Here is a 23,271-nt window from a genome sequence, read left to right on the forward strand (position 1 = left end):
TCTTAACGCCTGCGGAAGACCCGGGTGAGGCTCGACAGGAGCCCCCCGCTGGCCTTCTTCGGCTCATTCTCGGGAGGCACCTCGCGCGACAGGGCCTCCTCGATGGCCTTCTTCAATGCTTCGGGCGTGTCCCGGGTCGCCAGGGCCACCTCGTTGCTGGAGGTTCCATCGTCCACCAGCACCTGCAGGAGGCACTCCCCCGTCAGCTTGAAGTCGATCTTCCGCCCCGCCGAGGCCGCGGGGACCCGCACCGTCCCCAGGTACTCGTTGTCCACCATGTAGTCGCTGTCACCCTGGAAGATGTCCAGCTCGATGAAGGGCGAGCTGGGATCCATCGGGGACGGCAGGCGGAAGCTGCGCGTCAGGGGCAGTTGCAGGTTCTTCTCGATGATGTGCTTCACCCGCCCGTCCGGCAGCCCGTAGCCGATGGGCATGGACAGCACGTCCATCAGCGTCACCGAGTCGATGCTGCCCAGCGAGTCGCCCAGCAGCGCGGCGCCCAGCGCCACGCACTCGTCCGGGTGAACCCCCTTGCGCGGCGGCTTGCCGAAGTGCTCCTGGATCTTCTGCTGCACGAGCGGCATGCGGCTCTGGCCACCCACCAGGATGATCTCGTCGATCTCCGAGCGCTTGATGCCCTTCTCTTCCAGCACCCGGTCGCAGATCTCGAAGGTGCGGTCCACCAGGTCTCCCGTGAGGGCGTTGAGCACCTCGCGGGTCAGGGGAATGCGCAGGTCCAGGGGCCTGCCCTTGCGCTCGCCGATGTAGGGCAGCTCGATGAGGACGTTGAGGCGCAGGGTGAGATCGATCTTCGCGCTCTCGGCGGCGTTCTTGATGCGCGGCAGGGCCACCGGGTCCTGCGAGAGGTCCACCTTGGTCTGCTCGCGGAACTGCTCCAGCAGGTAGTCCATCACCCGGTTGTCGAAGTCCGCGCCGCCCAGGAAGGTATCCCCCCCGGTGGCCAGCACCTCGAAGACGTTGCCGGTGAGCTGCAGCACGGAGACGTCGAAGGTGCCCCCGCCCAGGTCATAGACGAGGATCTTCTGGTCCAGGCCCCGGTTGAAGCCGTAGGCCATGGCCGCCGCGGTGGGCTCGCTGACGATGCGCTTGACGTCGAAGCCCGCCAGCAGCCCCGCTTCCTTCACCGCGTTGCGCTGGTTGTTGTTGTAGTAGGCCGGGACCGAGATGACCGCCTCGGTGATGGGCCCGCCGAGGAACTGCTCGGCGATGGTCTTGATCTGCTTGAGGATCAGGCTGGACACGTGCGGCAGGGAGTACATCGTCCCGCCGAGCATCACCGCCGCGTCCCCCTCCGGGCCCTCGACGATGTCGTAGTTGAAGTAGCCCTTGAGCTCCTCGACCACCTTGGAGTGGTACTTGCGCCCGATGAGGCGCTTGGTGCCGTAGAGCGTGTTCTTGGAGTTGGTGACCATCTGATCCTTGGCCACCCCTCCCACCAGCAGATCCCCCTTGGGCGACAGCGCCACCACCGACGGCAGGATGAGGTTGCCGCGATCGGTGGGGACGATCTTCGGGATGCGGTTGCGCACAGACGCGACCAACGTGTTGGTCGTCCCCAGGTCAATCCCGACGATGCGTGGTTTGTCCGCCATGGGTTTTCAGGGCCGGCCCCGGAAGCTCCCCGCCCGTCCTACTCTGTATCATGCCGGGGTACGTTCTGCGCGTTTCTGTGCTGTCCTGCTAGTCCAGGGCGTCCGGGCCCGGCTTGGGGGCCTTCCCTCCCTCCAGGCGAGGGAGCTCCGGGGTCTCCAGCTCCTCCAGGATGAGCCGGTCGTAGGGGGCCTCGTCCCCCACCGGGAGCTCCTCAATGAAGCGGGACTGCCGGACGATGATGCGCGTGCCGTCCTGGGGGTTGGTGGTCAGCGGGTAGGTCAGCGCCAGCTCGTCCTTGGCCCGGGTCACCGCCACGTAGAAGAGGCGCCGCTCCTCCTCCTCTTCCTCCGCGTCCCGGGTGGCATTCACCATGGGGAAGCGCCCCTCGGCCAGCCAGATGACGAACACCGCCCCCCACTCCAGCCCCTTGGCCTGGTGGACCGTGGACAGCGTGAGGAACTCGTCCGGCGCTTCCGTCTCCACGGTGTCCTCGGCGGCGAACTCGGACACCAGGGCGATCTCCGACAGGAACCGGGGCAGCTCCTCGAAGCGCCCGGCGTACTCCGCCAGCTGGCGGATGTCCTCCTCCCGGCGGCCGTCGGCCCCGAACTCGTCCCGGAGGTACTCTCCGTAGCCCCCCCGCAGCACGTCCTCGATGAGCTGGCCCGGCGTCCGGGCCGCGTCCTCCCGGGTGAGCCGGATCATCAGCGCCGTGAAGCGGGTGAACCCCGCCGAGGCCCGCCGGGGCACCTGGGCGCGCACGTCCGGGTGGCTCAGCGCATCCTTGAATGAAGGCGCCGAGGGCACCGCGCTCAGCGCGGTCCACAGGGCCTCCGCCGTGGCCTGCCCCACCCCGGAGACGAGCTTCACCACGCGTTTGAAGGCCAGCTCGTCTCCTGGGTTGTGGACCAGCCGCAGGTGGGCGAGCACATCCTTGATGTGGGCCTGCTCGAAGAAGCGCACCCCCGAGCGCACCCGGAAGGGGATGCCCCGCCGGGTCAGTTCAATCTGGAGCTCCAGGGAGTGGCTGTGCGCCCGGTAGAGCACCGCCATCTCCTCCAGCGGCAGCCCCTCCTCCCGCAGCTCCAGGACGCGCTGGGCGACGAAGGTGGCCTGCTCGTCCGTGTCCCGGGTGGGCACCACCACCGGCGGCACCCCGGGCTGCCGCGAGGCGGTGAGCTGCTTGTGGAACTGGCGCTGGTTGAGGGTGATGGAGGCGTTGGCCAGCGTGAGGATCTGCGGCGTGGAGCGGTAGTTGCGCGTGAGCGGGTACACCCCACACCCGGGGTAGCGCTGCGGGAAGTCGATGATGTTGGTGAAGTCCGCGCCCCGGAAGCTGTAGATGGACTGGCAGTCGTCCCCCACCACCGTCAGGTTCTTGCGCTCGCCCACGAGCAGATCCACCAGGTCTCCCTGGAGGCGGTTGGTGTCCTGGTACTCGTCCACCAGCACGCACTGGAACCGCTCGGTGAGCTGGGTGCGCACCGGGGGGTGCTCGGCCAGCAGCCGCTTGAGGTGCAGCAGCAGGTCATCGAAGTCCATCAGGTTCATCTGCTGCTTGCGCTGCTGGAAGCGCTGCCCCACCGCCAGCACCTCCTCCGCCAGGGGCAGGAACTGCGGCCGACGGTCCACCAGCACCTCCGCCAGGGACTTCTGCAGGTTGATGGCCGTGGAGACCAGGTCCAGCACCACCTCGGCGCGCGGGAAGCGCCGCTCGCGGGACACCTTCCGCTCGGCGACGCACGAGGCCATGAGATCTCTCGCATCCTCCCGGTCCAGGACCGTGAAAGACGGCGCGAACCCCAGCGAGGGGGCGAACTGGCGCAGCAGGGCGTGGGCCGCATGGTGGAAGGTGCCGCCCAGGATCCGGCGCACGTCCACGAAGCCTCCGGCCAGCTCCTCCACCCGCCGGGTCATCTCCCGGGCCGCCTTGTTGGTGAAGGTGAGCAGCAGGATGCCCTCGGGCGGCACCCCGCGCTCCAGCAGCCGCGCCACCCGGAATGTCAACGTGCGCGTCTTGCCCGTGCCCGCCCCGGCGATGACCAGCACCGGCCCGTCCCCCGCCTCGACCGCCCGGAGCTGCTCCTCGTTGAGGAGCGCCGCGTAGTCGATCTTCAGGCGGGGCTTGGCCTGGGTGACCTTGAGCGTGTAGGTGCGGGTGGCCATGGGCCTGGAACTCTAACCGTCCCCCCGGCCGCCGGCAGGGACAATCCGTTCAGTGCCCCGGGCGCTCCAGGGCAGCCAGGCGGGCGGCGGCCGCGGCGCGCACCTCCGGCACCGGATCCCGCTCCTTCACCACGGCCAGCAGCTGGTGGGCCAGCTTCGGCAGCTTCGTGCCCACCGCCTCCAGCGCCGCCGTGCGCTCCTTCACCGCGCTGTCCAGGCGCTCGCGCACCTGCCGGTCCCGGCACAGCCGGGCGTGGGGGTTGCGCTCACGCAGCAGCAGCTCCGCGTCCGCCAGCCGGGCCTCCGACAGCCGCACCGCGTCCGCCGCCAGCAGGCCGAAGCCCTCCACGTCCTCGGGGAACTCCGTCGCCGTCTGGCGGACCTGGGCGATGACGCCCGCGGCGAACCGCGCGTTCTCCGCCGCCGCGCAGAGCTGCCGGGCCGAGGCCAGGGGAATGCCCCCTTCGGGGGACACCACCTCCTCGCGCGCCGCCCCGAGCGCCCACAGCGAGAGCTGCCGCGCCGCCACCGCCGCCGAGAAGGCCTGGCGCCGCTCCTGGCGGAGCTGCACCCAGCGCCGCAGCACCACCGGATCCGGCGCCCCCGCGTCGAAGGCCCGCTGGTACTCGGTGGCCGCCTGCTCGAGCTGCCCCGTCAAGTCCAGCAGCGCCGCGATGGTGAGGTACACCTCCGCGCTGCTCGCGCGCTCGCGCAGGCCCTCCAGCCGCGAGGCCACCTCGTACTCGGCGACCTCCCGGGGCAGGGCCCGGAGCACGCTCTGAAGGCTCTCCAGCGCCCGCAGGCGGATGAGCGGGTTGCGCGCGGTCCGGAAGGCCGTCAACAGTGGCTCCAGGGCCCGCACCGAGACGTGCTGCCCCAGCTCCTCCGCCGCCTCCCACCGGTCCAGCGGATCCGGCGCGCCCAGCGCCCGTTCGAGGTCTCCCAGCTCCCGGAGGTAGTACCCGGCCTGGACCGCCTGGGCCAGCGGCTCCCGGGACTCACGCGCCTCGCGCTCGGCCCGCGCCCGGGCCATCCGCTGGGGCCAGTCCGGCAGCTGGGGCGCCAGCGGGTTCGTCTTCAACCGCGCCTCCACCTCTTCCAGGAGCCCCGACACGAGCAGCCCTTCCAGCTCCAGGCGCAGCAGCGCCACCTTCGCCTGCTCCCGGTGGCTGCCCGCCGGGAACTCCCTCAGGTACGCGAAGAGCTTCGATGCCCCCGAGGCCCGTGCCTGGGCGAAGGCCTGCGCATCCAGCCGGTCCTCGACCTCCAGCCGCCGGGGATCCCCTTCCGCGCCCTTCAGAAAGGACGAGAGCTGCCGCGTGTCCTGGGTCGAGGCCAGCTCCGCGCGCTCCGCCTCGCCCAGCAGCCGCTTCGCCTCGTCCCGCTGGGCGCCCTCCGGGTGGTCCGCCAGGAACTGCCGCCACCCCGCCACCGTGTTCGTCTCCTTCGCGGCGTTGAAGCGCAGCCCCTCCAGCAGCGTGCCCGCCGCCCGGGCCTGCGCCGCCTCGGGGTAAGCCTCCAGGAAGCGCTTGTAGGCCACCACCGTGTGCAGCTTCCGCGCCTCGGCGAACTCCAGCTCCTCGATGCGCACCTGCACCGCCTCAGAGAGCGTGTCCTTCGGATGCTCCCGGAGAAAGGCCCGGTAGGCCTCCACCGTGTCGGCCTCCTTGGCCCGCTGATAGGCTCCGGACGCACAGCTTGTGAGCAGCAGCAGGACCACCAGGGGCAAGAGCTTGGCCATCGCCCCCACCCTTATCCCACCCGCCCGGCGAGGGAAAACCTGAGCACTGACGGACGGTTGCCTGGGTAGGTTTTTTGACGACAATGCCTCCCCCCCTGACCATGGGCCCTGGATTCGCTGGGAGGTCCCATGAGGCTCATCTCGCTGGTGGCGGGCATGCTGTGGATGACGGGGTGTGCCACGGGCGGCCCGCTCGGCGGCCAGATGGCCTTCGAGGGCCTGCGCTACCGCCCCCTCACCCCCTCCGCAGCACCCCGCGACATTCCCGACGAGGTGGAGCCTTCGGAGCCCGCCCTGGCCCAGGCGCCCGCGGTGGAGTCCCCGCGCGCCCCTGCTTCCACCCCCAAGCCCGCCCCCCGCGTGGCCCGGACCGCCGCGAAGAAGAAGGCCGCCTCCGCCAGCCCCCGCGTGTCCGCCTCGGCGCGGGAGACGGTGCTCGCCACGGCCCGGAGCCTGGTGGGCCAGTCGAAGGTGACGGCGAAGGGCCGCTCCTTCCCGGCCGACTGCACCGGCCTCGTCGAGGCCGCCTACGCCTCGGCGGGCATCTCGTTCCGGGGCAATTCGAAGCCGGGGGACAACGGCGTCACCGCGATCTACCGGTACGCCCAGGCCCAGGGCCGGGTGTACACCCGCGGCATGCCCACCCCCGGGGACATCGTCTTCTTCCGGGAGACGTACGATCAAAACCGCGATGGGCGGCGCAATGACGGGCTCACCCATGTGGGGGTGGTGGACAAGGTGGCGGCCGATGGCACCGTCACCGTCATCCACCGCGTCCAGCGGGGCGTGGTCCGCTACCGCATGAACCTGGCCCGCCCGAACGCCGCCAAAGACGCCCGCAGCGGCCAGGTCATCAACGACACGCTGCGGGCTCCCAGCTCCGGGAGGCCCTTTGCCCTCACCGGACAGCTCTTCGCCGCCTACGCCACCGTGCTGCCTGCTCCCGCGCCGGTGGCCGTGGCCAGCCGGTAATCAGGACGAGGCGCGCGCGGTGCGATCCCAGGCGGCCTTCTGCGCGTTGCGCAGGAACCGCCAGAAGCCCACCACGATGGCCAGGTTCATCGTCACGAAGTAGTACGCCACCGAGGCGATGCGCCTGCCCGTGCCCGTCAGCACCCCGGCCTTGCCCAGGTACGCCAGCGCGTAGAACAGCGCCTGGAAGAAGAGCGTGAACTGGTAGAAGAGGCTGTCCATCAGGAAGAGGTTCGCCAGCAGCGCCACCGCCATCAGCGCCGGCGCGCACCAGCGCAAGAGCTTGTGCGACCAGAAGGCGAACGCCGGGAAGCCCGCGGTGGGCAGCAGCAGCCCCGGCACCATCTTCAGGCTCTGGAAGTTCCCGGCCGCGATGCGCGCCCGGCGGCCGAACTCCTTGCCGTAGTCCTCCGTCGTCTCCTCGTGGGCCACCGCTCCGGCCTCGTAGACGACCTTGTAGCCGTTCTCCAGGATGCGCAGCGGGATGACGAAGTCGTCCACGATGGTGGACGGCGGAAGCTGCGTGAAGAGCGTCCGGCGGATGGCGTACAGCCCGCCGTTGGCCCCCACCACCGACCCGCGCTTGCCCTCGTAGAACTTGATGAACGACTCATAGTTCCAGTAGGCGCTCTCCTCGTAGTCCTGCTTCGTCGGGTTGTAGAGCCGCAGCTTGCCGCAGACGGCGCCCACCTCCGGGTCGTCGAAGTGGCGCACCAGCGCCTCGATGGCGCCCGGCTCGATCATCGTGTTGGCGTCCGACAGGACGATGATGTCCCCCTTGGCCATGGGGATGCAGCGGTTGAGCACCGTCGTCTTGCCGGCGCGGGGCGCGGGCGACAGCCGCACGCGCGGATCCGTGAACTGACGGACCAGCTCATCCGTGCCGTCCGAGGAGCCGTCCGAGCCGATCAGCACCTCGAACCGGTCCTCCGGGTACTTCAGCGCGAAGCTGTTCTGCAGCTTCTGCTGAATGCAGCTGGCCTCGTTGTAGGCCGCCACCACCAGGCTCACCGACGGCTGCGGCCCCGTGGACCGCTCCCGGCGCCGGTTGGAGCCTGTCCGCATGAAGCGGATGGATTGAAAGACCTGGGCCATCCCATCCATGGCGCACAGGATGAGCGGGTAGAAAAAATATGTGTGCAAAAGCAGCAGGGCGGCACACCAGAAAAGACCTTCCGCCATCACCTTGCCTCCATGAGCTGGGTTCTTGAACCCGACCCGGAGGTAGCAAGGGATGTGCCGAGCCCCAGGCGCTGGGGCCGCTCGGAGAAGTCCTCTCTCACGCGCTGAGACGGCGTGTGACTCTGAACTTCTTCCAGCCCCGGGTGCCGGGAGGCTGAAACCGCGTCAGGGCGCCGGGGCGGCGGTTTCCTGGGCCGAGGCCGCCCAACCCCGGAGCTTGCGAGCAAGCGTGTGGTTCGGGTTGAGCGCCACCACGGAATCGAGCAGGGCCCTTGCCGCCGAGGGGTCTCCCTCCCTCAAGGAGATTCGCGCCTCCAGGACATAGACGCGCAGGAAGGTGCTGTCCCGGCCCCGCACCCGCGTCAGCTCGTCCGACGCCTTCGCCAGCGCCTCCAGCGGCACGCGGGCATTCAGGCCATGCTCGGCGATCGCCACGGCGCTCCAGTGCGGCGGGTTCTCCACCTTGCGAAACCGCTCGGCCATCGACAGGCCCAGGGGGGTGCCCATCACACCGCCCTGGAGCGCCTGCGCCTTCAACCGTGCCAGCACATCGGAGGCAGGCTCCGTCTCGGGCGCCTTCCGGATGACGGCGAAGGCCGCATCCAACTGCTGGGTCAACTGCACCACGGAGGCCTCCAGCGGCGCCCGCTGCTTGCGCAGCCCGTCCAGCTCCCCCCGCTGTGCGTTGACCCGGCTGCTCCAGTCCGGCCGGGACTTCTCCTTCTCCATGGCGAAGAGGACCTGGCGCAGCCGCGTCTCCTCGTTTCCGAGCCACTCCAGCTCGGCCTTCGCATCGTCCAGGCGCAAGGCGAGCACGGCCACCATCTCCGCCTGGGCCTCCGTGTATTTCGGATAGCGGCCCACCAGCTCGCGCAGCCGCTCGGTGGCCTGGGAGAGCGAGGCCGGATCATCGCGCCGCAGCAGGAGCACCGCCTCGTCCTTGATGCTGACGGCTTCGGAAGGCAGCTCGGACGCCCGGTTGCGCCAGGCTGGATAGGTCAGCCAGGCCGTCAGGCCCAGCACCACCGCGGCGGCCACGGCAATCAGGAGCCGCTCCCGCCCGCCGCCTGAGTCCACGGCCTCCCGGGGCGCGCCCCCTCCCACCGGCCGGCTCGGGACGAGCAGCTCGGGAGGAAGCTCCAACGCCGCGCTCCGGTGCTGCGGGGGCGGGGCGGGAGGACCTCCCCAGGAGCCCGCGGGCTCCGGAGGCAGCGAGGGCCGAAGCTCCCCGCTCCCTTCCGGCGTGCTCCAGGGCACATCGGCCGTGGACTTCTTTTCACGCAGCCCCGGAGGAAGGACCTTGTCTGCCTCTTTGACGCCACTGGCCGTGCCAGCCGCCTTCTCCGCGGACCGGATCTGCGCCACGCCAAAGGCCTGGGTCGCCCGGGGGGAAGGCGCCTGGGGAATGGACGCCGCACCAAACGCCTGGGTCGTGCTGGGCGAAGGGGCCTGGGGAATGGAGGCCGCGCCAAACACCTGGGTCGTGCTGGGAGAGGGCGGCGTCCGAGGAATGGAGGCCGCGCCAAACGCCTGGGTCGTGCTGGGGGAAGGCGGCGTCCGGGGAATGGAGGCCGCGCCAAACGCCTGGGTCGTCTCGGTAGTGGGGCGTGCCGGGGGCCCGCCGAAAGTCTGCGTCTTGTTCAGAGCAGCGGCGGCGGCCTGCGGCGGGTGCGCCGTCCCAAAGGCGGGCGTCTTCTCCCCTTCCTCGGCGCCTGCCTGGACGGAGGTGCCGTACACCGGCGTCACGTCCTCGGGAGGGGCCGGGCTCGCAGGGGCCACGGGCTTCGCGGGAGGAGCGCCAAAGAGCAAGGTGCTGTTGAGCACCGACGGGGGGACACCTCCCGTGGCCTTGGGCGCGGCGGGGCTGGCCGGCTGGCCCGGGAGCAGGACCTGGCCCGACGGGGTCGCCGTGAAGACAAAGCTGCAACGCGTGCACTGCACCGATGCCCCGGTGGGCGGCAACAACCGCGGGTCGAGGTCATACCGCATCGAGCATTGAGGGCATGCGATCTGCACCCTGCGTGCTTACCACACACCTCCCGAGGGTGGCGGCTCTCGTAGCTCCGTGGTTGCCCGGAGGGTCTCCAGCTTGCCAGGACCCACGCCCGAGACGGCGTCCACCTCGTCCCAGCTCGTGAAGCGGCCCTGGGCCTCGCGCGCCTCCACCAGCTTGCGCGCCAGGGAACGTCCAACCCCCGACAGCTGGGCCAGCTCCGCCTCCGAGGCGGTGTTGAGATCCAGCTTCAGGCCCAGCGCCACCGCCTGGGCCCCCGTGGGGACGGCGCCCTCGCCACACCGGGCCACGCCCCCGGCCATGCGGACGGCGGCGGGCTCACAGTCCAGCGCGGGCGAGGCGCCTGGCCACTGCCACCGCGCCAGGCCGCCCAGCACCAGCAACCCCAACGTGGCGGCGGCGAGCGAGCCCGTGCGGTTCACACTCACCTCTTGAGGGAGACGACCTCGGACTCCTGCGCCGCCTCCTGCTTGTCCAGGCCGAACGCGGTGTGCAGCGCGCGCACCGCCAGCTCCGTGTAGTTCGAGTGGATGACGCAGGAGACCTTGATCTCCGAGGTGGAGATCATCTGCACGTTGACGCCGGCGCCCGCGAGCACCGTGAACATCTTCGCCGCCACGCCCGAGTGGTTGCGCATGCCCACGCCGACGATGGACACCTTGGAGACCTGGTCATCGGTCTCCACGCCCTCGGCCTTCACGGCCTTGGCGATCTTCTTCACCACGTCCTTGGCCTTGGTGAGGTCCGCCTTGCCCACGGTGAAGGTGACGTCCGTGCGGCCATCCTTGGAGACGTTCTGGACGATGAGGTCCACGACGATGCTCTGCTCGTCGAGCGCCCCGAAGATCTTCGCCGCCACGCCCGGAACGTCCGGCACGCCCCGGATGGCGATCTTCGCCTCGTTCTTGTCGTAGGCGATCCCACTGACCAGCACGTCTTCCATCGCAGCGTCCTCCTCACACACCAGCGTGCCGGGATCGTCCGTGAACGAGGACTTCACCCAGAGCGGCACCTTGTACTTCATCGCGAACTCGACCGAACGGATCTGCAGCACCTTGGCGCCCACGCTGGCCAGCTCCAGCATCTCCTCGTAGGAGATGCGCTCGAGCTTGCGCGCCGCGGGGACCATGTTGGGGTCGGTGGTGTAGACGCCGTCCACGTCCGTGTAAATCTCGCAGGCATCCGCCTTGAGCGCGGCCGCCAGCGCCACCGCCGTGGTGTCCGAGCCTCCCCGGCCCAGCGTGGTGACGTTGCCTTGCTCGTCCTGACCCTGGAAGCCCGCCACCACGACGATGTTCTTCTTCTTCAGCGCATCGACGATGCGCTCCGCGTCGATGCTCTTGATGCGGGCCTTGGAGAAGGTGCTGTCGGTGGTGATGCGCACCTGGTGCCCCAGGAAGCTCACCGCCTTGCGCTTCTGGGCCTGGATGGCCAGCGCCACCAGCCCGATGGAGACCTGCTCCCCGGTGGCCACCACCACATCCTGCTCGCGCTCGTTGGGCCGGTCGGTGATCTGCGACACGAGCTTGAGCAGCCGGTTGGTCTCTCCGGACATCGCGGAGACCACTACCACCACGTCATGCCCGGCTTTCTGGGCGGCGATGCAACGCTTCGCCACATTCTTGATGCGCTCGGTGTCGCCAACCGAGGTACCACCATACTTCTGGACGATGAGTGCCAAGGCGCTTGTGCCCCTTCCTGCTTGACGCGCGGACCCTATTGGGCGCATCCCCCGCGTGTCAAAGCCCGTCGTTGCCTATCAGTACCGTGAATCCTTGGAGTGCCTATGTCCCGCCCCCGCTTACTCATTGATGGAGACACCCTGAAGCTGGAGGAGATCCTCCAGGTGGCCCAACACGCCGTCACCGTGGAGCTGGCCCCCGAGGCCGCCGCGCGCGTGAAGGCCTCGCGCGCGCTGGTGGACCGGGTGGCCGCCGGCGATGCCCCCTCCTACGGCATCAACACCGGCTTCGGGACGCTGGCCGAGGTCCGCATCGACAAGAAGGATCTGCGCGAGTTGCAGCGCAACCTCATCCTCTCGCACGCCGCCGGGGTGGGCTCGCCGCTGCCCCTGCCCGAGGCCCGGGCCCTGTTGCTGCTGCGTTGCAACGTGCTGGCCAAGGGCTACTCGGGCATCCGGCCGGAGACGCTGGCGCTGGCGCTGGAGATGCTCAACCGCGGCGTGGTGCCCGTGGTGCCCGAGCGCGGCAGCGTGGGCGCCTCGGGGGACCTGGCCCCGCTGGCGCACCTGGCGCTGGTCTTCATCGGCGAGGGCGAGGCGTTCTACCAGGGCGAGCGGCTGCCGGCCGCCCAGGCCCTGGAGCGCGCGGGGCTCGAGCCGGTGGTGCTGGAGGCCAAGGAGGGGCTGGCGCTCGTCAACGGCACCCAGGCCATGTGCGCGGTGGGCACCCTGCTCCAGCTGCGCGCCGAGATGCTGGCGGAGCTGGCGGACCTCGCCGGGGCGATGACCCTGGAGGGCCTGCTGGGCAGCCACAAGCCCTTCATCCCGGAAATCCAGGATGTGCGCGCCCACGCGGGCCAGAAGGCCTGCGCGGCCCACCTGCGCGAGCTGCTGGTAGACAGCGCGCTGGTGGAGAGCCACGTGAACTGCAGCAAGGTGCAGGACCCCTACAGCCTGCGCTGCATGCCCCAGGTCCACGGCGCGGCGCGCGAGGGACTGGCGTTCGCCCGGCGCATCCTGGAGGTGGAGGTCAACAGCGCCACGGACAACCCGCTGGTGTTCGTGGAGACCGAGCGCATCGTCTCGGGCGGCAACTTCCACGGCCAGCCGGTGTCCCTGGCGCTGGATGTGGCGGCCATGGCGCTCACGCAGCTGTCGGCCATCAGCGAGCGCCGCGTGGAGCAGCTCGTCAACCCGTCGCTGTCCGGGCTGCCGCCGTTCCTGGCGAAGAACTCGGGGCTCAACTCGGGCTTCATGATCGCCCAGGTGACGAGCGCCGCGCTGGTGGCCGAGTCCCGCGTGCTCAGCCACCCCGCCTCGGTGGACTCCATCCCCTCCTCCGCGGGGCGCGAGGACCACGTCTCCATGGGCATGACGGCGGCGCTCAAGGGCCGGCAGGTGGCGGACTTCACCCGCTCGTGCCTCGCCATCGAGCTGCTGGTGGCCGCGCAGGCGCTGGACTACCGCCAGCCCACGCGGGCCGGCAAGGGCCCCCAGGCGGCCTACGAGCTCATCCGGAGCAAGGTCCCCACCATGGAGAAGGACCGGGAGCTGCACCGGGACATCTCCGCCGTGACCGCGCTCATCGACTCGGGTGAGCTGTTGAACGCTGTGCGGGCGGCGACCCGCCGCGCCTGAAGGGCGTGACTAGGATGGAACCTCCACGCAGGACGTTGGGTCCACCGAAGGGGTTCCATCCTATGAAGAAGCTCGTGGCCGCAGGTCTGCTCGGTGTCATCGCGGTGCTGGGAACGGGGTGCTCGGATGCGTGCGAGAAAACCGGCAGCGCCCGGGAGGACAAGTACAAGGAGTGCGGCATCGACTACAGCGATGGTGACGGCAACGCGGAGCCGGACATCGAGTGCACGGACGAGGCGGCCGAGGCGGACAAGCAGGTGGCCGAGTGCATCGAGAGGGCCAGCTGTGACGCCATGCGGGATGGCTCCTACCTGAGCCAGTGCTGACAACGGAACCGCATTCCTTGGAAAACAAGTAATATTGGCTTAAGGAGACGGCCATGAACCCGTCTCCTTTCTCCTGGATGCGCTGGGCTCCTGCCTTCGCCGTGGTGTTCGCGGCGGCGGAGCTGCTCTCTCCCCTGCCCGCCTCGGCCGCGGGACTCACCTGGCCCCAGGGTCAGGTGCTTCCATCCTTCTCCGCGCCCGCGGCGACGATGGACCTGATGGACCTGACCGACACCGAGTACCGGTTCGAGGCGGAAGGGTCCCAGCTCCGGCATTCCACGGGCCGCCTCGATGGCAATGGCTGGGTCGCCCAGGTGTCGATCGACGCCGCCAACCAGTTCCTCATCTACGGCCCCTACAGCACCCAGCTTCCGGTGGGCGGCAACACGGCCTACTTCGATCTGAGCATCGACAACAACACGGCCAACAGCGACCTCGTGGCGACCGTGGATGTCCGCAACAACGTGACGGGGGCCGTGCTGGCCACCCGGGACCTCCTCCGGACGTCGTTCAAGCGGGCGGGCACCTTCGAGCGGTTCGAGCTGCCATTCAACAACCCGGTGGCGGGGCAAGGCATCGAGTTCCGGGTCTTCTGGTACGGCAGGGCCTACATCAAGGCCGACGCCGTGGGGGCCATCGCGCCCGTGCCCGAGGACGAGGCGGCGCTCTTCACGACGCTCAAGGGCATCGTCAACCGGACGCAGCCCCGCGTCTTCACCTACGACGGCGCGGTCCGGGGCCAGGATGGCCGGTACGGCTGGCTGAACGCCCTGGGCCTCAGGTACACGGACGTCGCCGACCGGTGGAGCCTGGTGACGAAGTACCGGAACGAGTTGGCGGGCATCGTCATCTACGACCCGGCCGTGCCGGACACGCTGAACCTGGCCACCACCCTCGCGGGCCTGAAGAAAGGCGTGGTCGCCTCACCGGCCCTCGCCGCCAGGCTGACGGCAGCGCCGTACAACTTCCCCGTCCTGATGGACCTGCGCGGCGCCTTCACCTCCAAGCTCCAGGTCTACCAGCACCTGTATGACTATTACTGGTCCCAGGTGACGCATCAGCTGATCGTCGGCCTGTCCCCGTCCATCAAGGGCTTCCTGCGGGACTACGCCACGGCGCTCCCGGTGGCCGTCGTGTGGCTCGATCCGAAGATCGCCGCGGAGGATGCGATGTTGCGGAAGTTCCTGTCCGCCATGCCCTACGGCAACGGCGGCATCTACATGGGCTGGTGGCCGGAAGAGGCCGCGGGCATCGAGCGGGTGTCCGAGTACGGCATCTCCACCCTGGCCAGCGACTTCGCCTCGAACCTGACGGTGTTTGGCGGAACGCCCCGGACCGTGAACCTCAAGCCCATTCCCAACAAGCCCCCGCTGGGCAACAAGATCTACGTGTCCCTCATCCTCAGCGATGGGGACAACCTCCAGTACGTGGAGCACCTCTTCAAGAAGCTCTGGGACAGCCCCAACCGCGGCCAGGTGCCGCTGGGCTGGACGATCTCCCCGGCGATGCTGGATGCCATGCCCGGGGTGCTCAACTACCTGCACGCCACGTCCACGCCCAATGACAACCTCATCTCCGGGCCCACGGGGCTGGGCTACACCTATCCCAATTACTGGGGCAACGCGGCCTACCTGGACAAGTACGTCGCCCTGACGAACGACTACATGAACCGCTCGGGGCTGAAGGTTCTCACCGTGTGGAACAAGATCGACGGCGCCACGAACACGAACGTGGGCAACAGCTTCGCGGCCCATGCGCCCTCGCTCCTGGGGCTGACGGCGCAGAACGCGGGCGGAGGCATCACCGTCTACAACAACGCGATGCCCAGCCAGGGCCTCAACGCCACGTACTGCCCCACGGAAGCCTCCATGGTCTCGGAGATCAACCGCGCCATCTCGGGATGGAACGGCACGAGCCCCCGGTTCGTCAGCATCCAGGCCAACCCCTGGGAGGGCAATAGCTACCAGAGCTTCGTCAACGTGGTGAACGCCTTCAAGAGCAACACCCACATCGTCTTCGTGCGGCCGGACCATTACTTCCAGCTCATGCGGGAGCACTCCAACCTGGCGGTGGATCCCTCCACCCTCGTGAAGATCCAGGAGGCGGAGAACACCAGCTACGCCACCTCGCCGTTCTCGCATGCTGTCGGGCGTGCGAGCGACAACGGGTGGACCGCGAACGTCTCGCAGGACAACGAAGGGCTGATGCTGTACGGCCCCTATGTCACGGCCTTCCCTGGAGGGCCGCTGACCACGACGTTCAAGATGAAGATCGACGCGGTGTCCGGCAACAACGACCATGTCGTGACGCTCGATGTCCGGAATGCCACCACGGGGGTGGTGCTCACGTCCTTCGACGTCTACCGCAACCAGTTCAAGGCCGCGGGCGTCTACCAGGACTTCAGCCTCGCCTACCTCAACACCGCCGGGCACTCGCTCGAGTTCCGCGCGCTCTACAAGGACAAGGCGGCCATCAACATCGACAAGGTCACGACCACCACCCGCCTCGGCCAGTACGAGTCGGAGGGCGCCGTGCAGGGGCACCACGCGGGCCGCGTGAGCGGAGACGGCTGGCAAGCCTCGCCCTCGCTCGAAGGCGCCGGGCACATGGTCTATGGCCCCTACGACGGCAACGTCCCCGTGGGCACGCGCCGGGTGACCTTCCGCCTGAAGACCGACAACACCTCGCTCGGAGCTCAGGTGCTCGCGACCCTCGACGTGCGGGATGACACCTCGGGAGCGGTGCTCGCCAGCATGGACGTGACGGCCCAGCAGTTCACCGCCGCCAACCAGTATCAGGACTTCACCCTGACCTTCCCGCAGACCACGCCCCGCCGGGTCCTGGAATACAGGATCTACTTCCACGCCCGGGCGGCCCTCACGGCCGACAAGATCCTCATCCACTGAAGTGGGGTATAGAGGGCGCACGCCGCGCCCTCACCCCCAGGAGAACCCATGACCGCCGTGAAGTGTCCCAAGTGTGGAACCGCGATCGACGTGCGCGGCGTCAAGCCGGGTTCCACCCTCACCTGCCAGTGCGGCAACGTGGTGGCGGTGCCCGCGGGCGGCATGAGCCGCAAGATGCGCAACCTGCTCATCGCGGGTGGCCTCGTCGCGCTCTCCTGTCCGTGCCTGGGCATCATCGCGGCCGTGGCCATCCCCAACTTCATGCAGTACCAGGGCCGCGCGAAGCAGGCCGAATGCAAGGTCAACCTCAAGTCCTTCTACGCAGCGCAGGCCATGCACAGCGCTTCCGAGGAAGGCTTCGAACCCGTGCTCTCCAAGATCCAGTTCTCCCCCGAGCGCGGCAACCGCTACGCCTACTTCGCGGGGCCGGGGCCGATGGAGGAGCGGGCAAGCGCCCAGGCGACGGGCACCGAGGAGGCCCAGGCCATCGGCCTCGACACCTTCAAGTTCGCCGGCCAGCCCCCCATCACCTTCGAGTCGCTCCCACCCGAGGTGGCCGGAATGGTGGGCCTCTCCGGGGAGTGCCCTGACTGCGACATCACCATGGTGTGCGCGGGAAACATCGACCAGGACCCCTCGCTGGACATCTGGAGCATCTCCCTCAAGGACCGCGCCCTGGCGGACGGCACCACCATTCCCGCGGGGCAGCCCTTCCAGCACGTGAACGACGTCCTGGAGTGACGGGGGCCCAGGGCCCCCTCCTGAAGCCTTTGAGCTGTACCGCAGGCCCGCTTACTTCGCCTTGGCGGAGTTGGCGGGCTTCTTCTTGTCCTGGCGCGGAATCTTCTCGGCCTTGTTGCGGCCCTTCCGCGTCCGGGTGTTCTGGCTGGCGGCCTTCTCCTGCATCTTCGTTGCTTTCTGTGCGCGAACTCCGGACATGTCCTGATCCTTTCCAAGCAGAGGAAGCGGTTCTCCCAGGAGCCTGTCCATGCTCGCCTGGACAGGCATCTGGTCCTTCTGAACAAGGGCGCGCGCCGCTCCGTCCAGCGGCCAGGCGGCCACGCGGAGCACGCCAGCCGCCCGCCCGCCCAGGTATGGTCCGGGCATGAGTTCACACTTCATCCGGCATGGCGCCTTGCAGCTCTCCCTTCCCGAAGGATGGTTCGACGCGAGCCAGGTCGTCGCGGTGGGCCCCGAGGACAACGGCTTTCGCGCGAACCTGGTGGTGTCGATCGAGCCCACCGCCCCGGGTGAGACGGTCCAGCAGTTCGCGGCGAGGACCCTCGCGGGCGTGCGTCAATCGTCCGAGGCCTTCGCGCTCGGGGAGGAGCGGGCAGCCACCTTTGGCCCGCACACGGGCGTCCTGCGCGAGTGCACCTTCAACCTCCAGGGCACCCGCCTGTCCCAGCTGCAGTTCATCGTGGTGAAGGAGCTGGTGGGCTACCTGTTCATCTACACCCAGCGCCCCGAGAAGCTGGCCCAGACGCGCCACGTGGCCGAGACCTTCTTCACCACGGCCCAGCTGGACTCCAAGGCGGCTCCACCCAAGACCGAGAAGGGGCTTGGCACCTTCTGGTGACCTGCCTGTCTCCTCAGGAGGAAGGCAGAACGGCCCCTCTCCCCGAAGGGTGGTCATCCCCCCGGGCACTGCACACCCTCCGCCTGGACACGGATGCCAGGACCTGGAGGCGGGCATGGCCAAGCGAGCGGCGCTCGGGGCAGCAGGAATCGTGGGCATGGCGGTGGGAGCGGGCGTCTTCCTGTCGGCCGCGGCCCGGCGGGCACGGCGCATCGAGCTGCGCGGACGCGTGGTGATGATCACCGGCGGCGGGCGCGGCCTGGGGCTTGCCATCGCCCGCGAGTTCCTCCAGCGCGGCTGCCGGCTCGCCCTCTGTGGCCGGGATGAGGAGGTCATCGCCCGGGCCACGGAGGACTTCCGGCGCCAAGGCGCCGACGTCTTCGGCGCGGCGTGTGACGCGAGCGATCCTGTCCAGGTGGAGGCCTTCGTCGCCCAGGTGCTCGAGCGCTTCGGACGAATCGATGTGCTCGTGAACAACGCGGGCCAGTGCTTCGTCGGGCCCGCGGCCGAGCTGCAACCCGTGGACGTCGAGGAGGCCCTGCGCCACATCTTCTGGACGCACTACCGGCCCACGATGGCCGTCCTGCCCCACATGCGCTCACGCCGCTTCGGGCGCATCGTCAACATCACCTCCATCGGCGGAAAGATTCCCACCCCCCATCAGGCCGCCTACGCCATCGGCAAGTACGCGGCCACGGGCTGGTCCGAGACCCTCACCGTGGAGCTGGCCAAGGACGGCATCCACGTCAGCACGCTCACCCCGCCCCCGCTGAGCAACGGAGCGCCGCTGCACGTCCACTTCAACGGACGCGAGGAGGAGGAGTTCCAGTGGTTCACCCAGGTCCTGACCTCGCCCTGGACGGCCACCCGCGCCGAGCGCACCGCGCGCGTGGCCGCTGATGCGGCCGAGCATGGGGATGCGCAGCGGGCCGTCTCGGCCGTGTCATGGCTGAGCGCCCGGGCCCAGGGCCTGGCGCCCAACCTCATGGCGCGGATCTTCTCCTTCGTCGACCGCAAACTCCCGCCCTCGGCGCCCCCGGGCCAGACCACGAAGATGCGTCTGGGCCACGAGGTACTCGCCAGCAGCCAGAACGAGCGGGTTCAGGCGCTGGGCGCGGCGGCCCGGGCCGATGAGCGGCGCTATCAGCCCTCGCCCGGCCGGGAGTGACGGGGGACAGGCCCCTTCACGTCCCGAGCGCCCGGCCCAACAGGGCCAGCAGGGTCTGCCAGTGCCACTTGGCGGCCTCCTTGTCGTAGGCCGATGAGCCCTCCACGGCGAACCCATGGCGCGCGCCCGTGTAGAGCTCGGACTGGTGTTTGACGCCCGCGGCCTTCAAGGCCGCCTCCAGCCGCGCGATGGCTTCGGCGGGCATGAGCGCGTCCTGGTCGGCGTGCCCGAAGTAGAGCTCCCCCTTCAGCTGGCCCGCGAGGAGGTGGGGACTGTCGGGGGCGTCCGTGGCGAGCCGGCCGCCATGGTAGGAGGCCGCCGCGACGACCCGGTCCGGGAAACCGGCCATCATCCGCACGGAGATGGAACCGCCCATGCAATAGCCCACCACCCCCACCCCCGGCCCCTTCACCCGGTCATGTCCGGCGAGGAAGCCGAGTTCCGCGGCGGCATCGGTCTGGATGCGCTCGGGGGTCAGCGTGCTGATGAGCCCCATGATGCGATTGCGGAAGGCCTCATCCGCGAATGAGCCTTCCATGCCCGGCAACGGCGCGCGGCCCTCCCGGTAATAGACGTTGGGAAGGAGCACGGTGTACCCCGCCATGGCCACCCGCTCCGCCATGGCCTCGAACACGGGACGAATGCCCCCCGCGTCGGTGATCATGATGACGGCGGGCCACTGTCCCGGGCCATCAGGGTGGAAGAGCTTCGCATCGAGCGTTCCTGCGGGCGTCTGGATATCGATGGCCTGCACAGGCATGGGGTTCTCCCTGAGGGCGTTGACGGCACCTGATGCGGCAACACACCTGATGTGCTCACCCATGCCAAGGGGAAAGTGGGAGACTCCATCGCGTGCAACCTCCCTCGCAGGACCTTGGCCAGATTCTCCTGAGCGATCCATCGGGCACATACACCACGATGGATGCGCCCACCCGCGAGCGCTATGGGCGCGCGTGCTGGGAATTGGCGGCCTGGTCGAAGCGCTCCCCTGACGAGGTGGCACACGCGGCGGTCCAGCTCAGCCAGGCGCATGACACAGGCGACGCCCGCGGACGGCACGTGGGCACCCAGCTGCTTGCCGAGGGCCGGCCCCGGCTGGAGGCCCACCTGGGTTGCCGGGTGCCCTGGCGCGTGCGCATCGCCCGCGGGGTGAAACGGCACGCCGCGGGCGCCTACGTGGGCGCCATCCTCCTGCTGTCCCTGCTGCTCCTGGGCGGCATCGGGTGGATGCTCCCGTGGGAGGAGCCCCTGCATCGCGCGCTGTTCCTGGCCCTCCTCGCGCTGCCGGTTCTCCGGTGCGTGCACGATCCCCTCGATGCGCTGCTCGCCTCCTTTCACCAAAACCTCGAGCCCCTCCCCCGGCTGGAGCCTGAACAGGTCCTGACCCAGGACACGCGCACCCTGGCCGTCACGCCCCTGCTCATCACGAGCGTGGAGGACATCGACGCCCAGCTTCGCAAGCTGGAGATCAACTACCAGGGCAACGTCTCCCCCCACGTGCTCTTCGCGGTGCTGACGGACTTCGCCGACGCCCCGGCGAAGGACATGCCTGGCGACCAGGAGCTTCTTGCTCGGATGGAGCGCGGCATCCGTGAGCTCAACGAGCGCCATGGACACCGCGAGCCCCCACGCTTTCTGTGCCTCCATCGCGAGCGCCGCTGGAACCCGGTGGCGGACCGGTGGATGGGGTGGGAGCGGAAGCGTGGGAAGCTCGAGGAGCTCAACCATCTCCTCCTCGGCGCCAGCGGCACCAGCTACACGGGCGGCCTCCCCGCCGCCCTGCGCACCATCCGCTACGTCATCACGCTCGATGCGGACAACCAACTGCTCCCAGGCAGTGTGGCCGCGATGGTCGCGATCCTCCACCATCCCTTGAACCAGGCCCGCTTCGATGCGTCCGGCAAGCGGGTGACCGCGGGCTATTCGATGCTCCAGCCCGCCCTGGCGGACAGTCCCTCGCGGGAGAAGTGGCTGACCTCGGGCGCATGGCCCCTGTCCATCATCCACAGCAAGCGAGGCCACCGGACCCCTGCCGCGACCCATCTGAGCCAGGCGCTCTTTGGCGTGGGAGACTTCCTGGGCAAGGGCCTCTATGACGTGGCGGCCTTCACGCGAAGCCTGGAGGGCCGGATCCCCGAAAACAGCGTCCTCAGCCATGACAAGCTCGAAGGGATGTATGCGCGCGTCGCGTTGGCCTCCGACGTCGTCCTGTTCGAGGGACAGCCCGCCAACCTCTCAAGCGCCGCAAGCATCTGGCACCGGTGGATTCGGGGCGATTGGCAATTGCTGCCCTGGCTCTTGCCCTGGGTGCCCTCCCGGGAAGGCCGCTGGGTTCGCAATGACTTGTCGCTGCTCGATCGCTGGAAGCTGCTGACCGACATTCTGCGAAGCCTGAACAGTCCCGCGAGCCTGGCCACGCTCGTCGCTGGGTGGTTGATGTTCCCAGCCCACCAACTGGGCGCCTGGACGCTCATCGCGTTCCTGTGGATTGGCCGCGACATCCTCATGTTCCGGGCGGGCAAGCTGCTCTCCGCATTGCGCCGGGGCTCGTTCGCCGCAGGGGTGCGCCGCACCGTTCTCACCCTTCCCCAGCTCCTCGGTGGCTTGCTTCTGGCTGTGGGGCTCCTGGTGCCCACCAGTTGCATCGTGCTCGACGCCACGGCACGCGCCTCGTACCGGCTCGTGGCCAACCGGCGCCGGATTCTGGATTGGACAACGCATGCCCAGTCGGCCCGCGCGGGCAAGGGCGGCGGGCTGCGCATGACCCTGGAGATGCGGCAGGCGGCCGTCCTGAGCCTGCTCATCCTCGGGGTCCTGGGAGGATTCAAACCGGCCGCCTTGCCGTGGGCCTTGCCCCTGCTCCTCGGGTGGCTCCCGCTCCTCGCCTTGAATGCCCGGAAGCCTCAGACGGCTTCGCCGGGTCCTCTGGCGGTGCTCTCCCCCGGCATCGAGCCGATGCGCGTCCTGGCCCGGCGCTCCTGGGCCTTCTACGAGCACCTGGACACGACGGGCCGCGAACTCCCCCGGCTCACCCTCTCCGAGGACGGAGTCCGCGGCGATGCGGCCGGGGTGTCCCCCACGGACATCGCCCTGTGGCTCGTGGCCCCCCTGAGCGCCTACCACCTGGGCTACCTGACGCGGGAAGAATGGGTGGCCAGGCTGGGGGAGTCTCTCTCCGCCGTGGAGGGCCTCGAGCGCCACCACGGCCACTTGTTCGTACGGTACGACGCCCGTGGCCTGCAGCCTCTGGACCGGCACACCTCCCCCTCCGAGAGTGGCATGCTCGCCGCTGCCCTCATCGTCATCGAGAGCGCGCTGCGGTCCGCGCGGAGCGCCCCTGCCTCCTCCCAGGTGCTTCGGCAGGGACTGGCCGACACGCTCGGGGTTCTTTGCGAAGAGCTCCAAGCCGCGCCGGGCACCCACCTGCTGAGCGCGTTCCCTGCCCTTCGCGCCAAGGCGGTTGAACGCACGGCCTCGACGGAGGAGGTGATCGCGGAGGTCCAGCGCCAGCTCGCCCCTCTGACGGAGCCCCCTTCCGCGCCGGTGAAGCGCGTTCAGCAACAGCTTGCCCGGCTTGAGCAGGTGTCGCGGCCCACGGCGGCCCATGACGCGGAGCACCTCGCCGGGCAGTTGGAGGAAGCCGAGGCCCGGGTCCGTTCGCTGCGCGAACAGATGGACTTCGCGCGCTTCGACGCGATGCCCTCGCAGGAAGCCGCCGGGACGCCCTTGGCGGGATTTCTGGCGATCTCACGCCGGGAAGCCGCCACCACCACCTGGCTGAAGATGCTCACCCCCACCTCCCCTGCGCACGCCGTGGACCGGCACACTCTGACCGGCTGCGTGCTGCCCAGCCTGTTCCTCTGGTACCCCCCCGCCACGCTGCTCGGACAGACCGCGCTGACAGCGGTCGATGCGGCCATTGCCCAGGGCGCCACCCGCAGCCTGCCCTGGGGCATGGAAGACGCCCTCAAGCCATCCCTGACCCTGCTCGCGCTGCGTTTCCGGCCCGCGCAGGCCCGCGAGAACCTTGACCGGTTGATCGCGCTGGGGGCGCGTGGAGGCTACGGACTCTATGACTCGCTCCAGGTGCCTCCAGGCGCTGGACACGCGGTGGCCCAGCACGTGTACACGTACCGGGCCCAGGCCATCACCCTCGCGGCCGTGGCGAACCTGGCCTGCAACGATGTCCTGGTGGACCACTTCCACCATCACTGGCAAACAGGATGGGTGGAAGGCCTGGTCTACGAAACGGCGGACGCGCTGTGACTCCAACAAGCTCGAAGG

General features: G+C 69.2%; 17 protein-coding genes. 8 read left to right on the forward strand and 9 right to left on the reverse strand.

The window, feature by feature from the left end:
- Window positions 1–2: 2 nt before the first annotated feature.
- The 3 genes from KY661_RS06665 to KY661_RS06675 form a co-directional block, all read right to left on the reverse strand.
- The gene (locus KY661_RS06665) at window positions 3–1,613 is read right to left on the reverse strand and encodes an Hsp70 family protein (protein ID WP_225409401.1); all 1,611 of its coding nucleotides are present in this window, start codon (window positions 1,611–1,613) and stop codon (window positions 3–5) included.
- A gap of 88 nt (window positions 1,614–1,701) precedes the next feature.
- Window positions 1,702–3,780, reverse strand: a complete 2,079-nt coding sequence (locus KY661_RS06670) for an ATP-dependent helicase (RefSeq protein ID WP_225409402.1) — start codon at window positions 3,778–3,780, stop codon at window positions 1,702–1,704.
- A gap of 49 nt (window positions 3,781–3,829) precedes the next feature.
- Window positions 3,830–5,521, reverse strand: a complete 1,692-nt coding sequence (locus KY661_RS06675) for a HEAT repeat domain-containing protein (RefSeq protein WP_225409403.1) — start codon at window positions 5,519–5,521, stop codon at window positions 3,830–3,832.
- 129 nt (window positions 5,522–5,650) lie between these two features.
- Here KY661_RS06675 and KY661_RS06680 point away from each other — a divergent pair, with 129 nt between their 5' ends.
- The gene (locus KY661_RS06680) at window positions 5,651–6,493 is read left to right on the forward strand and encodes a C40 family peptidase (protein ID WP_225409404.1); all 843 of its coding nucleotides are present in this window, start codon (window positions 5,651–5,653) and stop codon (window positions 6,491–6,493) included.
- On the opposite strand, the gene KY661_RS06685 is transcribed toward KY661_RS06680, so the two are convergent.
- The 4 genes from KY661_RS06685 to KY661_RS06700 form a co-directional block, all read right to left on the reverse strand.
- The gene (locus KY661_RS06685; RefSeq protein WP_225409405.1) at window positions 6,494–7,675 is read right to left on the reverse strand and encodes a glycosyltransferase family 2 protein; all 1,182 of its coding nucleotides are present in this window, start codon (window positions 7,673–7,675) and stop codon (window positions 6,494–6,496) included.
- Between the two features lie 165 nt (window positions 7,676–7,840).
- Complete coding sequence (locus KY661_RS06690; RefSeq protein WP_225409406.1) at window positions 7,841–9,691, reverse strand: zinc-ribbon domain-containing protein; 1,851 nt, start codon at window positions 9,689–9,691, stop codon at window positions 7,841–7,843.
- Between the two features lie 9 nt (window positions 9,692–9,700).
- The gene (locus KY661_RS06695) at window positions 9,701–10,111 is read right to left on the reverse strand and encodes a ComEA family DNA-binding protein (RefSeq protein ID WP_075008473.1); all 411 of its coding nucleotides are present in this window, start codon (window positions 10,109–10,111) and stop codon (window positions 9,701–9,703) included.
- A gap of 2 nt (window positions 10,112–10,113) precedes the next feature.
- On the reverse strand, window positions 10,114–11,370 hold the full coding sequence (locus tag KY661_RS06700; RefSeq protein WP_225409407.1) for an aspartate kinase: 1,257 nt from the start codon (window positions 11,368–11,370) through the stop codon (window positions 10,114–10,116).
- Between the two features lie 105 nt (window positions 11,371–11,475).
- Between KY661_RS06700 and hutH the strand changes: the two genes are divergently transcribed.
- The 4 genes from hutH to KY661_RS06720 all read left to right on the forward strand — a co-directional run bounded on the left by hutH (window position 11,476) and on the right by KY661_RS06720 (window position 16,981).
- Window positions 11,476–13,008, forward strand: coding sequence for a histidine ammonia-lyase (gene hutH, locus KY661_RS06705; RefSeq protein WP_225409408.1), 1,533 nt, complete (start codon window positions 11,476–11,478; stop codon window positions 13,006–13,008).
- A 62-nt stretch (window positions 13,009–13,070) separates the two neighbouring features.
- A complete protein-coding gene (locus KY661_RS06710) occupies window positions 13,071–13,334 on the forward strand; it encodes a hypothetical protein (protein WP_225409409.1) in 264 nt (87 codons plus the stop codon).
- Window positions 13,335–13,387: 53 nt separating this feature from the next.
- Entirely contained in the window at window positions 13,388–16,240 is a 2,853-nt protein-coding gene (locus tag KY661_RS06715) for a GxGYxYP domain-containing protein (protein ID WP_225409410.1), read from the forward strand.
- Between the two features lie 48 nt (window positions 16,241–16,288).
- The gene (locus KY661_RS06720) at window positions 16,289–16,981 is read left to right on the forward strand and encodes a fimbrial protein (protein WP_225409411.1); all 693 of its coding nucleotides are present in this window, start codon (window positions 16,289–16,291) and stop codon (window positions 16,979–16,981) included.
- A 51-nt stretch (window positions 16,982–17,032) separates the two neighbouring features.
- On the opposite strand, the gene KY661_RS06725 is transcribed toward KY661_RS06720, so the two are convergent.
- A complete protein-coding gene (locus KY661_RS06725) occupies window positions 17,033–17,179 on the reverse strand; it encodes a hypothetical protein (RefSeq protein WP_177241441.1) in 147 nt (48 codons plus the stop codon).
- A 166-nt stretch (window positions 17,180–17,345) separates the two neighbouring features.
- Between KY661_RS06725 and KY661_RS06730 the strand changes: the two genes are divergently transcribed.
- Entirely contained in the window at window positions 17,346–17,819 is a 474-nt protein-coding gene (locus KY661_RS06730; protein ID WP_075008480.1) for a DcrB-related protein, read from the forward strand.
- A 115-nt stretch (window positions 17,820–17,934) separates the two neighbouring features.
- On the forward strand, window positions 17,935–18,987 hold the full coding sequence (locus tag KY661_RS06735) for an SDR family NAD(P)-dependent oxidoreductase (protein WP_225409412.1): 1,053 nt from the start codon (window positions 17,935–17,937) through the stop codon (window positions 18,985–18,987).
- A 16-nt stretch (window positions 18,988–19,003) separates the two neighbouring features.
- Here the strand turns inward: KY661_RS06735 and KY661_RS06740 are convergent, their stop codons facing one another.
- Entirely contained in the window at window positions 19,004–19,747 is a 744-nt protein-coding gene (locus KY661_RS06740) for a dienelactone hydrolase family protein (protein ID WP_225409413.1), read from the reverse strand.
- 92 nt (window positions 19,748–19,839) lie between these two features.
- Between KY661_RS06740 and KY661_RS06745 the strand changes: the two genes are divergently transcribed.
- Complete coding sequence (locus tag KY661_RS06745) at window positions 19,840–23,253, forward strand: hypothetical protein (RefSeq protein WP_225409414.1); 3,414 nt, start codon at window positions 19,840–19,842, stop codon at window positions 23,251–23,253.
- Window positions 23,254–23,271 lie beyond the last annotated feature (18 nt).

Origin of the sequence: Allostigmatella hybrida, from assembly GCF_020103775.1 — a bacterium.
In the GTDB taxonomy this organism is placed as follows: domain Bacteria; phylum Myxococcota; class Myxococcia; order Myxococcales; family Myxococcaceae; genus Hyalangium; species Hyalangium aurantiaca.

What these genes read in the sequence shown, in the direction of transcription:
- KY661_RS06665 (WP_225409401.1), bottom strand. Translation starts at nt 1,613, where the DNA reads ATGGCGGACAAACCACGCATCGTCGGGATTGACCTGGGGACGACCAAC.
- KY661_RS06670 (WP_225409402.1), bottom strand. Translation starts at nt 3,780, where the DNA reads ATGGCCACCCGCACCTACACGCTCAAGGTCACCCAGGCCAAGCCCCGC.
- KY661_RS06675 (WP_225409403.1), bottom strand. Translation starts at nt 5,521, where the DNA reads ATGGCCAAGCTCTTGCCCCTGGTGGTCCTGCTGCTGCTCACAAGCTGT.
- KY661_RS06680 (WP_225409404.1), top strand. Translation starts at nt 5,651, where the DNA reads ATGAGGCTCATCTCGCTGGTGGCGGGCATGCTGTGGATGACGGGGTGT.
- KY661_RS06685 (WP_225409405.1), bottom strand. Translation starts at nt 7,675, where the DNA reads ATGGCGGAAGGTCTTTTCTGGTGTGCCGCCCTGCTGCTTTTGCACACA.
- hutH (WP_225409408.1), top strand. Translation starts at nt 11,476, where the DNA reads ATGTCCCGCCCCCGCTTACTCATTGATGGAGACACCCTGAAGCTGGAG.
- KY661_RS06710 (WP_225409409.1), top strand. Translation starts at nt 13,071, where the DNA reads ATGAAGAAGCTCGTGGCCGCAGGTCTGCTCGGTGTCATCGCGGTGCTG.
- KY661_RS06715 (WP_225409410.1), top strand. Translation starts at nt 13,388, where the DNA reads ATGAACCCGTCTCCTTTCTCCTGGATGCGCTGGGCTCCTGCCTTCGCC.
- KY661_RS06720 (WP_225409411.1), top strand. Translation starts at nt 16,289, where the DNA reads ATGACCGCCGTGAAGTGTCCCAAGTGTGGAACCGCGATCGACGTGCGC.
- KY661_RS06725 (WP_177241441.1), bottom strand. Translation starts at nt 17,179, where the DNA reads ATGTCCGGAGTTCGCGCACAGAAAGCAACGAAGATGCAGGAGAAGGCC.
- KY661_RS06730 (WP_075008480.1), top strand. Translation starts at nt 17,346, where the DNA reads ATGAGTTCACACTTCATCCGGCATGGCGCCTTGCAGCTCTCCCTTCCC.
- KY661_RS06735 (WP_225409412.1), top strand. Translation starts at nt 17,935, where the DNA reads ATGGCCAAGCGAGCGGCGCTCGGGGCAGCAGGAATCGTGGGCATGGCG.
- KY661_RS06740 (WP_225409413.1), bottom strand. Translation starts at nt 19,747, where the DNA reads ATGCCTGTGCAGGCCATCGATATCCAGACGCCCGCAGGAACGCTCGAT.